The sequence below is a fragment of the Amycolatopsis lurida genome (assembly GCF_900105055.1).
Lineage (GTDB): Bacteria > Actinomycetota > Actinomycetes > Mycobacteriales > Pseudonocardiaceae > Amycolatopsis > Amycolatopsis lurida.
This window is the reverse complement of sequence record NZ_FNTA01000004.1, coordinates 1,301,956-1,312,757: the sequence shown is the minus strand read 5'-3', so window position 1 is coordinate 1,312,757 and position 10,802 is coordinate 1,301,956. Positions and strand designations below refer to the sequence as shown.

The following is a 10,802-nucleotide window of genomic DNA, read 5'->3' as shown; positions in this document are numbered from 1 at the left end:
GAAGTCTCCCTAGCAAGTGCTTGGTAGGGTAGCCTACGCAGCAGGCTCTGGTTTGGCTAGAGGAGGCAGGCGTGGCCCAAGACGGTTTTCGTGACCGCGTGCGCACCTGGCTGGCGGAGAACCTGCCGCCGGAACTGCGCGGTCTGGGCGGTCCCGGCCGGGAGCACGAGGCCTTCGACGAACGCGTGGAGTGGGAACGGCGGCTCGCCGCGGCGGGCTGGACCTGCGTCGGCTGGCCGGTCGAACACGGCGGCCAGGGCGCGACACTCGAACAGCAGGTCGTGTTCCACGAGGAGTACGCGCGAGCGGGTGCGCCGGCGAGAGTCAGCCACCTTGCGCAGGAACTCCTCGGCCCGACCCTGATCGCGTTCGGGACGCCGGAACAGCGGGAGCGGTTCTTGCCGCCGATCGTGGCCGTCGAGGAACTGTGGTGCCAGGGCTATTCCGAACCCGGCGCCGGCTCCGACCTCGCCGCCGTGTCGACCACGGCGACCCTCGAAGGCGATGAGTGGGTGCTGAACGGCCAGAAGGTCTGGACGTCGCTCGCACACGTGGCCGATTGGTGTTTCGTGCTGGCCCGCACCGAACCCGGCTCGAAACGCCACAAAGGACTGTCCTATTTGCTCGTCCCGATGCGGCAGCCCGGAGTGGAGGTCCGGCCGATCCGGCAGCTCACCGGGACTTCGGAGTTCAACGAGGTCTTCTTCGACGGTGCCCGCACGGCGAAGGGTCTCGTCGTCGGTGAACCCGGTGACGGCTGGCGGGTGGCGATGGGCACGCTCGCGTTCGAGCGTGGCGTCGCGACGCTCGGGCAGCAGGTCGGGTTCCGCCGGGAACTCGAAGAACTCACCAGGATCGCGCCGGACGACCCGGTGATCGCCGAACGGATCGACCGCGCCTGGGTCGGCCTGGAGGTCATGCGGGCGCAGGCGATCCGCACGCTCGGAGACTCGTCGCCCGGCGTGGCGGAAGTGTCCAAACTGGTCTGGGCGAACTGGCACCGTGACCTCGGGGAGCTCGCGATGCTCGTCCGCGGCGCGCGGGGCATGCTCGCGGAAGACGGGCTCGACGCCTGGCAACGGCTCTTCCTCTTCACCCGGGCCGACACCATCTACGGCGGTTCCAACGAGATCCAGCGCAACGTCATCGCCGAGCGGGTGCTCGGCCTGCCAAGGGAGGTACGCCCGTGATCCCGGTGCCGAAGTACCCCGAGGGGGCGAACCTCCTGCGGGACAAGGTGGTCGTGGTGACGGCGGCGGCCGGCACCGGGATCGGTTCCGCGGTGGCGAAACGCGCGCTGGAGGAAGGCGCCCGTGTCGTGATCAGCGATTGGCACGAGCGGCGCCTCGGCGAGAAGGCGGCCGAACTCGGTGACGTCCACGCGATCCCCTGCGACGTCACCCAGGAAGACCAGGTACAGGCGCTCATCGACGGGGCCGCGGCGCACTACGGCCGGATCGACGTGTTGATCAACAACGCCGGGCTCGGCGGCACGAAGTCCCTTGTGGACATGACGGACGACGAATGGTCGCGGGTCATCGACGTGACCCTCAACGGCACGTTCCGTGCGACGCGGGCCGTGGTGAACCGGTTCATCGCCCAAGGCGACGGCGGGGTGATCGTCAACAACGCGTCGGTGATCGGGTGGCGCGCGCAGGCCGGGCAGGCCCACTACGCGGCCGCGAAGGCGGGGGTCATGGCGCTCACCCGATGTGCGGCCGTCGACGTCGCCGAACACGGCATCCGGGTCAACGCCGTCGCGCCGAGCCTGGCGATGCATCCGTTCCTGGCCAAGGTGACCAGCGAGGAACTGCTCACCGAGCTCACCGCGCGCGAGGTCTCGGGGAGGGCGGCGGAACCCTGGGAAGTGGCGAATGTGATGGTGTTCCTCGCCAGTGAGTACTCGTCGTACCTCACCGGCGAGGTCGTGTCCGTGAGTTCGCAGCATGCGTGAGGTAACGATGAAAGCCAGTCCAGGGTCCCGCCGCGCCGAACTGCTCGCCTTGGCGGCGAAGCTGTTCGCCGAGCGCGGTTACGTCTCCACCACCGTGCGGGACATCGCGGACGCGGCGGGCATCCTTTCCGGCAGCCTGTACCACCATTTCGACTCGAAGGAGTCGATGGCCGACGAGATCCTCACCGGCTTCCTCGACGAGCTCTTCGGCGCCTACGCCGAGATCGTCGCGGAAGGGAAAGGCCCGAGGGAAACACTCGAAGCCGTCGTCGTGGCGTCGTTCGAATCCATTCACCGGCGGCCCGCCGAGGTGGCGATCTACCAGTCCGAGGCGAAGCATCTGATGCAGCTGCCGCGGTTCGACTATCTCAACGACCGCAACACCGAATTCCGGAAGCTGTGGAACGGGATCCTCACCGACGGCATCGCGGCAGGCGTGTTCCGCGAGGACCTCGACGTCGAACTCACCTACCGGTTCATCCGCGACACCGTCTGGGTGGCGGTGCGCTGGTACAACCCCGGCGGCACGCTGAGCGCGGACGACGTCGCGCAGCAGTACCTCGGGATCCTTCTGGACGGCATCGCGACTAAAAGGAGGCGCCGTGGCTGAAGCCTACGTTCTGGACGCGGTCCGGACCCCGATCGGCAAACGCGGGGGAGCGCTCAGCAGTGTCCATCCGGCCGACCTCGGCGCGCACGTCATCCAGGCCGTGGTCGAGCGGACCGGTGTCGAGGCCGACCTGGTCGACGACGTCATCCTCGGCTGCTGCGACACGCTCGGCCCGCAGTCCGGGAACATCGCGCGCACGGCGTGGCTCGCGGCGGGCTTCGGGCATCACGTGCCGGGCGTGACGATCGACCGGCAGTGCGGTTCGAGTCAGCAGGCCGTGCATTTCGCCGCGCAGGCGGTGCTGTCCGGGACGATGGACCTCGTCCTCGCCGGCGGTGTGCAGAACATGAGCGCCATCCCGATCAGCGCGGCGATGCTGGCCGGACGCGAGTTCGGCTTCGATGATCCCTTCTCCGGCTCGAAGGGCTGGCAGGAGCGGTACGGCAGCGTCGAGGTGTCGCAGTTCCGCAGTGCCGACATGATCGCCGAACACTGGGACCTGACCCGTGAGGCGATGGAGGAGTACGCCTTCCGCAGTCATCAGCGGGCGATCGCGGCCATCGACGAAGGCCGGTTCGCCGCCGAGACCGCACCGTTCGCCGGTGCCGCCCTGGACGAGGGGCCCAGGCGCGACACCACTTTGGCACGGATGGCGGGGCTGAAACCGCTGAGCGAGGGTTCGCGGATCACCGCGGCCGTGGCCAGCCAGATCTCGGACGGCGCCAGCGCGACGCTCATCGCGTCGGAGAAGTTCGTCGAGGAGCACGGCCTGACCCCGCGCGCCAGGATCCATCATCTTTCCGTGCGGGCGGCCGATCCGGTGTGGATGCTGACCGGGCCCATCCCGGCGACCGCGCACGCGCTGCGGAAGACCGGGCTGAGCATCGACGACATCGACCTGTTCGAGGTCAACGAGGCGTTCGCGAGTGTCGTCCTGGCGTGGATCGAGGAGACGGGCGCCGATCCGGACCGCGTCAACGTCAACGGCGGCGGGATCGCGCTCGGCCATCCCATCGGGGCGACCGGGACGAAACTGTTCGCGACGCTGCTGCACGAACTGGAGCGACGAGGCGGGCGCTACGGGTTGCAGACGATGTGCGAGGGCGGCGGAACGGCGAACCTCACGATCATCGAGCGTCTCTGACACTCCACACCGCGAGCGCCGCCGCGCTGAACGTCGCGCCGAGGAGACAGACGCCCGTCCAGCCGGCGGCGGCGTAGACGGCGGTCGAGCCGATGGCGCCCAGGCCGCTGCCGACGGAGTAGAAGATCATGTACCCGCCGATCAGCCTGCTCCCGGCGTCCGGCCGGAGCGGATAGATCAGGGTCTGGCTCGTGACGTGCACGGCCTGGACGGCGAGGTCGAGCAGGATCGCGCCCGCCGCAAGCGCCCACAGTGACGAGCGGGTGAAACCCAGCGGTATCCAGGAAAGCAGGAGCAGGCCGAGGGCGAGGCCGGTCGTCCACCGCGCGCGGCCGCGATCGGCGAGCCGTCCGGCGGGTGCCGCCGCCAGCGCGCCCGCGGCCCCGGCCAGCCCGAACGCGCCGATGGCGGTATGCGACAGGCCGTCCTCGCTGAGCGGCAGGGCGACCGAACTCCACAAGGTGCCGAACGCGGCGAAGATCAGCAGTGCGAGCGTGCCGCGCGTCCGGAAGACGGGCTCCTCGGCGAAAAGTGACCACGTCGAACGCAGCAGCCGCCCGTAGTTCATGACCTTTCCCGGGGCCGTGGCGGGAAGTACGCGGTACAGCACGATCGCGATCAGCGCGGTCACGACCGCGGACACGACGTACACCGCGCGCCAGCCCGCGAGATCGGCCAGCGTGCCGGACACCGTGCGCGCCAGCAGGATCCCGAGGACGACGCCGGTCGTCACGAGGCCGACCACGCGTCCGCGTTCGGCGGGCTCCGCCAGCGACGCGGCGAACGCGACCAGGAGCTGCGTGACGACCGCGAGCACGCCGATCGCCGCCATCCCGGCGAACAGCACCACCCCGTTCGCGGCCGTCGCGGCGACGAGTTCGGCGATCGCCAGCAGGACCAGCTGGCCGGTGACGAGCCGTCGCCGGTCGAGCAGGTCGCCGAGCGGGACCAGCAGGAACAGGCCGAGGCCGTAGCCGAGCTGCGTGAGGGTGACGATGCCACCGACGGTCGACGTGGCGATGCCGAGATCGGCGCCCATCGTGACCAGCAACGGCTGGGCGAAGTAGATCGTGGCGACGGCCGTCCCGGCGGCCACGGCGAACAACAGGACGACACCGCGGTGCACGAACCCTCCAGATGGTTTCAAGTTGCTACCACTGGGACGGTAGAGCACTGCGGTTGTAAGATGCAACCATGGTGAAGCGGACGACGTTCGACGAAGCTTCGTGCCCGGTGGCGCGCTCGGTCGACACGATCGGCGACTGGTGGTCACTCCTGATCGTGCGCGACGCCTTCGACGGCGTCCGCCGCTTCGGGGAGTTCCAGCGCAGCCTCGGCGTCGCGAAGAACATCCTGTCCGCGAGGCTGCGGGCGCTCGTGGGACACGGCGTGCTCGACATGGTCCCGGCTTCGGACGGAAGCACGTACAGCGAGTACGTCCTGACGCCGAAGGGACGGGATCTGTTCCCGGTGATCGTCGCGCTGCGGCAATGGGGGGAGGCGCATTTCTTCGCCGAGGGCGAGCCGCGTTCGGAACTGGTGGACCGCGACGGCGGGCTTTCGTTGCGAGAGCTGGAGATCCGGGCCTCGGACGGACGTGTCGTCGGGCCGGAGGACACCGTGGTCGTGAAGGTGCCGTCCTCGTGAACCGTGCCGCCTTCGTGCGGAAGGGCGATCTCGCGTGATCAGAGCCGTAACTCGCGTGCTTGAAGGCGTAACTCGTGTGTTCCGCCTCCAAGCACGCGAGATACGCCTTCGAGCACGCGAGTTCCGCCTTCGAACACGCGGAGCGGGGCGATACTCAGTGCATGGATCGGGGCCCTTCCAGGTGAGTCAGGCCTGGAAGGGCCCCGACCGGAAGCGGGGAGCCCGGAGGCCAGTACCCGGCGGAGCCCGAATCACCGTCGGTCCCGGTACCTCCCGGCGTCCCCAAGGGGTGGCGGTGGGTGCGGAGGCCCGGCTACCCACCGCCACCTGAGGGACCGCGGCCGCCGCGCGCGGCCCCGGTCCGTTCGCGATCCCGGGTCACCCGGCGGGAACGCGAGCCCAGGGCATCCTTTCCGGCGCGGGGACGGCCTCGGTCGGCGTCTCGGACAGGAAGTCCCGCTCGAACGGGGCCAGGATGTCCTCCCCGATCGGCGTCGCCGCGAACGAAGGGGCGGCGGGGGCGGGGAACACCGGCTCGGGCACCGGCAGCCGCCGGTCGAGTTCGGCGGTCCAGTGGATCATCGCCTTCGGCCGGTCCCAGCCCGCCGCGCCGATCAGCCTGCCGTCGCGGACGAATCCGGTGACCCCGTCGGAGAGTTCGATCGTGTCCTTGCCCAGCGACGGCATCCCGACGGTCTGCAACCGCGCGTCGTACAGGGACGACCAGGCTCGGGGGAGCGGCGTGTACGGCCGTGCGTTGCCACGGCCCAGCATGAGGCTTTCCGCCGCCGCGCGCCCGGATTCGACGCCGTTCATCCAGTGCTCGACCCGGCGCGGGGTCTCATCGATCCGCAGGTTCGGCCATTTCGCGACGTCGCCGGCGACCACGACGTCTTCCGCCCCGACGGCGAACAGGGTCGATTCGCACAGCACGCCGTCGTCGATGGTCAGCTCCGAGCCGCGCAGCCAGTCCACGGCGGGCACGCTGCCGATCGAGAGCACCACGCAGCTGGCCACCAGGAATTGGTTGTTGGTGAGGTGCAGCCCGACCGTCTCCTTGGTGCTGATCCAGTTCCGCACCTCGGTGTTCATCGCCAGCTTGGCGCGATGGTGGTGGTGTTCCTTGGTGAGCGCAGACGCGATCCGCTCCCCGAAGCGGTGCAAAGGCGCCTTCGCGTGGCCGATGAGCGTGACGTCCCGGCCCATGTACCGCATCGACGCGGCGAACTCGTTCCCGATCAGGCCGCTGCCGATCACCACGACGGACTTGGTGCTGTTCCCCAGCGCCCGCCGGACGGCCAGTGAATCCTCCACGGTGCGCAGCACACGGACCCGGGGATCGTGGCGCGGCGAGCCGGGAAGATGCCGGGGGTAGACGCCGGTCGCGATGATCAATCCGTCGTACCAAAGGGATTCGCCACCCGGCAGGTGGACGGTGCGCTCCTTGCTGTCGAGCCAGGTCGCACGGGTGCCCAGCCGCCAATGGACGTCCAGATCGACGTAGGGCTCCAGGCTCGCCGCCACCGGTTTCACCCCGCCGGTGATGAGCTCCTTCGACACCATCGGCCGGTGGTAGGGCTTGCGCGGCTCGTCGCCGACCAGCACGATTTCGCCGTCGAACCCGAGTTCCCGCAACCGTTCCGCCGAGCGGAGGCCGGCGACGCCCGCGCCGACGATGACGATCCGATCTCCGTCACTCATCGTCGTACGCTCCTTCTCCCTTGACTCTGATGGCCTGTTTCGGGCAGAGCCGAGCGGCGGAGATGGCCTGGTCGAGACCGTCCCGGTCGACCATCCGGCGGATGCGGAGCTTGCCGTCCGGGCCGATCTTGAACGTGGACGGCGCCTCCATCTCGCAGAAGCCGAAGATCTCGCACCGCTCGTTGTCGACGCTGACGCGGGTGCCGCGCCGGATGCTTCCGAAGATCATTGTTCGTTCTCCAAGTCGTCAGACCAGCTCTTCGACCAGGCCCAGCCGCTCCAGGTACCGGGTCGGCGTGAACCGCAGCGCGGTCAGCAGCACCGCGGGGACCAGCAGCGTGATCCCGCCGAACCACAGCAGGCCGAGATGCCCGTTGGCCATGGCACCGAAGAACGCGTGCAGCGCGGTGATCGCGACCGCCGGATAGGCGAGCCGGTGGATCCACAGAAAGCGGCGGTAGGAGCTGAACCGGCTGATCCCGCCGGTCAGCGCGACCGCGATCATCACCTCGAGCCCGATGACGCCGAGCTCGTGCCGCGCCAGGGTGCCCGGCAAGAGCGGGATCGTGACCTGCGCCAGGGTGAAACCGTCGGGCAGGAACAGGAACGACATCGCGTGCACGACACCGAACGACAACGTCAGGATGCCGAGCACCATATGCGAGCTGCGCAGTGCCTTCCGCCCGGTCAGCGACTTGATCCAGCCGGTCGCGGTGAACACGCCCCAGCACAGGGTGAGGCACATGAAGCCGTACGAGATCCGGGCTGAAGTCTGCGCCATGCCCTTGATGCCGGAGTCGGTGTCCGATTTCTGGGTCAGCACGATCACCACCTCGGACCACTGGTCATACATTGATCTCTCCTGGGGCACTGGGAACCGGATCCGGTTCGGTGGCGGCCGCGCGTTCGCGGGTCCGCGTGTTCTTGCTGCGCAGGGCCCGGAGGGCCACGAACAGTCCGCCGCCGAGCACCACCGCGAGCAGCAGGCCGAGCGCGAGGTCGCCGAAGCCGACGTCCATCGCGGCGTTGGCCGAATTCGACTGCGGCACCGGGGCTTCCGGCAGCAGGGACTGGTCGACGACGCCGGTGCTCTCCAGCAGGGTCATATGTCGCAGCACCGCCTGGTTGGCCGTGGTGGCGTAGTCGCGGACGACGTCGTTGCGGGTACCGGCCCTGACCTGGGCGATGACGGGGAACAGGATCCCGTGCGCGTACCGGAGGCGGTTGGCGAAGACACGGTCGAATTCGCTGTCGTCCCGGGCGGTCTTCATCTCGCCGAGCCACGCGGACTGCTGATCCGAGGGCTCGGACGGCAGGGTGATGCCGAACCTGTCGGCGACGGCGTGCGTCGCGGTGTCGAGCCTGCCGTGGTCGATCATCAGCGTCCGGCCGACTTCGCGGGTCCGCTGGCTCTTTCCGCGTTCCTGCGCCCACATCCCGGCGGGCATTTCCCACAGTCCGGCCAGTTTGACGTTGACGATCAGGTTCTTGTCCGCCGCGGAGAGTTCTTGGGCGTGCGCGTCGCCGATGGGGCCGAACAGGCTCACGGCGGCCGCGATCAGCAGGACGAGCAGCGGGCGGACGGGTCTGGGGAGGTCAGATGCCGAGGTCATCGGCCTGCCAGGTGTCCGCGGTGAGCAGCACTTTCGTGCCGTCCGGTTTGGCGGGGAACCACGCGCCGTCGACGCCTTGCCCGCCGGTGTTGCCGGGCATCGCGTCGCCGGCGTTGCGGTAGAGCGGCCAGCCCGCGAGCGTGACCTGCTCGGTGCCGTCGTCCCTGGTCACGCTGCCGACCAGGGCGCGATCGATCCCGGTGACCACGAGATCGCCGCCTGCCTTGGCGGGAATCCAGGTCCGCGAACAGGTTTCGGTGCACGTCGACTTGGGCGGATTCACCGTGTCCTTGTCGTAGCGATAAAGCGTGAAGCCATTGGTGTCGGTGACGATCGGGCCGAGGTCGAACAGGATCGCCGCCGTGACACCGGGAGCCGGTTCGGCCGAGGGGTCGGGCATTCCCGGGATTTCCGCCGCTCCGGCGGCCGGGGCCGTGCCCGGAGTGCCGTTCGGTCCCGCGGTACCGGTGGTGCAGGCCGAGGTCAGCGCGACCGCGGCCAGGGTGAGGGTCAGAGGTATGACCGAGCGTGACACGGGGTTCACGGAAATCCTCCTGTCGGGGCAGAGGAGAACGCCATCACCGCGGGGAGATGGTGTGCAGGCAGGTTCAATTCCACTATGGACAGTCATGATCCACAGTGGATTCGGCGATGCGGGGGACAGCGCCGGGTCGGGGGTCTTCGGTAGGGGATACGGTCACGAGCGGGAAACGGTTCAAAAAACTTTCCCGCGCTCGGAGAACCGGCCCGAGCCGGTTTTGGTACTGGACTTATCGCCCCTGAGCCCACAAAGATGTGCCGCGTGGGACGCCACTCTCGGATACTGCAGCCAATCGTCGATCATGAACCCGCGTCGAACGGGCATGACGACCTCATCAGGGCGTTGTACCAGGAGTTCGGGTCCAGCCTGATGGCGTTCGTGCTGAAGCTGACCGGCCACGATCGCCAGTGGGCCGAGGACGTGGTCCAGGAGACGCTCATCAAGGCGTGGCGCAACGCCGGCAAACTCGACCGGCAGCCGGAAATGCTGCGCGCCTGGCTGTTCACCGTGGCCAGGCGCATCGTCATCGACGGCTGGCGGAGCCGGAGCGCCCGCCCTCAAGAGGTGGAGGAACTGGAGTCGGATTCGATCGGAGTGCCGGACGAATCGGAGAAGACGCTCGCGGCCATGATCGTTTACGAGGCCCTGCGCAATCTTTCCCCGGAACAACGCGAGGCCGTTCAGCAGACCTATCTTCGTGACCGCACCGTGAACGAGGTCGCGGCGACGCTCGGGGTGCCGCCGGGTACGGTGAAATCGCGGATCCACCACGCTGTGCGCGCGTTGCGCAGGGCGTTGCAGGAGCGGGGGTGAGCGAGGTGTCCGGAACCGTCCACACGGACATCGCCGCCTACGTGCTCGGCGTCCTCGGCGAAGAGGATCACGCCAGGTTCGAAGCGCATCTGCTGGAGTGTCCCGAGTGTCAGGTCGAACTGGTGGAGATGTACCACCTGCCCGACATTCTCGACATGGTCAAGAAGAGCTGGCCGGATCCGCCCGTCAAGGGGCCGGGCCCGCGGGTGCTGCGGATGCTGCTCGCCGACGCGGCCAAGGCGGGCCGTCGCCGCAAGATCATCCGGCTCGCGATGGCCGCCGCCGTACTCGTGCTCGTCGTCGGCGGTCCGGTCACCGTCCTTTCGCTCACCGACCGTGAACCGATCGTGACGCAGGCCGCGCCCACCGTCGTCACGTCGGTGGTGCCGCCTCCGTCGTCGTCGCGGGGACGCGAGGCGGGCCCGGACGGCGGCGCCGCGCCGTTCGGCTGGTCCGAGGCGGGCAACGCGGTCGCCGCCGAGGTCACGGTGCAGGAGAAGGAGTGGGGCAGCGCCGTCGAACTCGAACTGCGCGGCCTCGTCGGCCCGATGACCTGCCAGCTTTTCGCCTACTCCCACGGTGGGGAGGCCTACGTCGTCAACAACTGGAGCGTGCCGGCCAAGGGGTACGGCGTGCCCGGTTCCCCGGCTCCGCTCGTCATCACCGGTTCGACGGCGTTGCAGAAGGCCGACATCGAACGCTTCGAGGTGCTCAAGCGGGACGGCACCGTGCTGGCCACCGTGCGCCGGTAGTCTTATAACGGAAAGATAACGGCCGGA

13 protein-coding genes are annotated in these 10,802 nt (G+C 68.8%); 7 read left to right on the top strand and 6 right to left on the bottom strand.

Annotated features, from left to right (window positions below; translation table 11 throughout):
- Positions 1-71: 71 nt before the first annotated feature.
- Genes BLW75_RS11280 through BLW75_RS11265 form a run of 4 tightly spaced genes read left to right on the top strand, consistent with a single transcriptional unit; the run spans position 72 to position 3,708 of the window.
- Entirely contained in the window at positions 72-1,190 is a 1,119-nt protein-coding gene (locus BLW75_RS11280; protein ID WP_034317222.1) for an acyl-CoA dehydrogenase family protein, read from the top strand.
- The gene (locus tag BLW75_RS11275; RefSeq protein ID WP_034317218.1) at positions 1,187-1,954 is read left to right on the top strand and encodes an SDR family oxidoreductase; all 768 of its coding nucleotides are present in this window, start codon (positions 1,187-1,189) and stop codon (positions 1,952-1,954) included. Before BLW75_RS11280 ends, BLW75_RS11275 begins: the two co-directional genes overlap by 4 nt.
- Positions 1,955-1,961: 7 nt before the next feature.
- Positions 1,962-2,564 carry a TetR/AcrR family transcriptional regulator gene (locus BLW75_RS11270; RefSeq protein ID WP_034317213.1) on the top strand — a complete coding sequence of 201 codons (603 nt, stop codon included), beginning with the start codon at positions 1,962-1,964 and terminating at the stop codon, positions 2,562-2,564.
- Entirely contained in the window at positions 2,557-3,708 is a 1,152-nt protein-coding gene (locus tag BLW75_RS11265; protein ID WP_034317209.1) for an acetyl-CoA C-acetyltransferase, read from the top strand. Before BLW75_RS11270 ends, BLW75_RS11265 begins: the two co-directional genes overlap by 8 nt.
- Here BLW75_RS11265 and BLW75_RS11260 read toward each other — a convergent pair.
- Entirely contained in the window at positions 3,692-4,834 is a 1,143-nt protein-coding gene (locus tag BLW75_RS11260) for an MFS transporter (protein WP_034317206.1), read from the bottom strand. The two genes, BLW75_RS11265 and BLW75_RS11260, sit on opposite strands and share 17 nt — an antisense overlap.
- Before the next feature lie 68 nt (positions 4,835-4,902).
- On the opposite strand from BLW75_RS11260, the gene BLW75_RS11255 reads away from it, so the two are divergent.
- Entirely contained in the window at positions 4,903-5,355 is a 453-nt protein-coding gene (locus tag BLW75_RS11255; protein WP_034317204.1) for a winged helix-turn-helix transcriptional regulator, read from the top strand.
- A gap of 378 nt (positions 5,356-5,733) precedes the next feature.
- Here the strand turns inward: BLW75_RS11255 and BLW75_RS11250 are convergent, their stop codons facing one another.
- From BLW75_RS11250 to BLW75_RS11230, 5 genes are read right to left on the bottom strand one after another with little or no spacing between them, the layout of a single operon-like run.
- Complete coding sequence (locus tag BLW75_RS11250) at positions 5,734-7,056, bottom strand: NAD(P)/FAD-dependent oxidoreductase (RefSeq protein WP_034317202.1); 1,323 nt, start codon at positions 7,054-7,056, stop codon at positions 5,734-5,736.
- Positions 7,049-7,285 carry a ferredoxin gene (locus tag BLW75_RS11245; RefSeq protein ID WP_007033644.1) on the bottom strand — a complete coding sequence of 79 codons (237 nt, stop codon included), beginning with the start codon at positions 7,283-7,285 and terminating at the stop codon, positions 7,049-7,051. Before BLW75_RS11245 ends, BLW75_RS11250 begins: the two co-directional genes overlap by 8 nt.
- Positions 7,286-7,303: 18 nt before the next feature.
- Positions 7,304-7,909 carry a ferric reductase-like transmembrane domain-containing protein gene (locus BLW75_RS11240; protein ID WP_034317200.1) on the bottom strand — a complete coding sequence of 202 codons (606 nt, stop codon included), beginning with the start codon at positions 7,907-7,909 and terminating at the stop codon, positions 7,304-7,306.
- Positions 7,902-8,669: a DUF4142 domain-containing protein gene (locus tag BLW75_RS11235; protein ID WP_034317197.1), complete on the bottom strand. Its 768-nt coding sequence runs from the start codon at positions 8,667-8,669 to the stop codon at positions 7,902-7,904. Before BLW75_RS11235 ends, BLW75_RS11240 begins: the two co-directional genes overlap by 8 nt.
- Complete coding sequence (locus BLW75_RS11230; protein ID WP_034317193.1) at positions 8,653-9,213, bottom strand: hypothetical protein; 561 nt, start codon at positions 9,211-9,213, stop codon at positions 8,653-8,655. Before BLW75_RS11230 ends, BLW75_RS11235 begins: the two co-directional genes overlap by 17 nt.
- Positions 9,214-9,471: 258 nt before the next feature.
- Between BLW75_RS11230 and BLW75_RS11225 the strand changes: the two genes are divergently transcribed.
- Entirely contained in the window at positions 9,472-10,023 is a 552-nt protein-coding gene (locus BLW75_RS11225) for a sigma-70 family RNA polymerase sigma factor (protein ID WP_034317190.1), read from the top strand.
- Positions 10,020-10,775 (top strand): anti-sigma factor family protein, encoded by a 756-nt coding sequence (locus BLW75_RS11220; RefSeq protein WP_034317187.1) that lies wholly within the window; start codon positions 10,020-10,022, stop codon positions 10,773-10,775. Before BLW75_RS11225 ends, BLW75_RS11220 begins: the two co-directional genes overlap by 4 nt.
- The last annotated feature ends 27 nt before the right edge of the window (positions 10,776-10,802 follow it).

Coding starts and splice junctions, on each gene's coding strand:
- BLW75_RS11245 (WP_007033644.1), bottom strand. CDS start 7,285: ATGATCTTCGGAAGCATCCGGCGCGGCACCCGCGTCAGCGTCGACAAC.
- BLW75_RS11235 (WP_034317197.1), bottom strand. CDS start 8,669: ATGACCTCGGCATCTGACCTCCCCAGACCCGTCCGCCCGCTGCTCGTC.
- BLW75_RS11270 (WP_034317213.1), top strand. CDS start 1,962: ATGAAAGCCAGTCCAGGGTCCCGCCGCGCCGAACTGCTCGCCTTGGCG.
- BLW75_RS11240 (WP_034317200.1), bottom strand. CDS start 7,909: ATGTATGACCAGTGGTCCGAGGTGGTGATCGTGCTGACCCAGAAATCG.
- BLW75_RS11255 (WP_034317204.1), top strand. CDS start 4,903: ATGGTGAAGCGGACGACGTTCGACGAAGCTTCGTGCCCGGTGGCGCGC.
- BLW75_RS11250 (WP_034317202.1), bottom strand. CDS start 7,056: ATGAGTGACGGAGATCGGATCGTCATCGTCGGCGCGGGCGTCGCCGGC.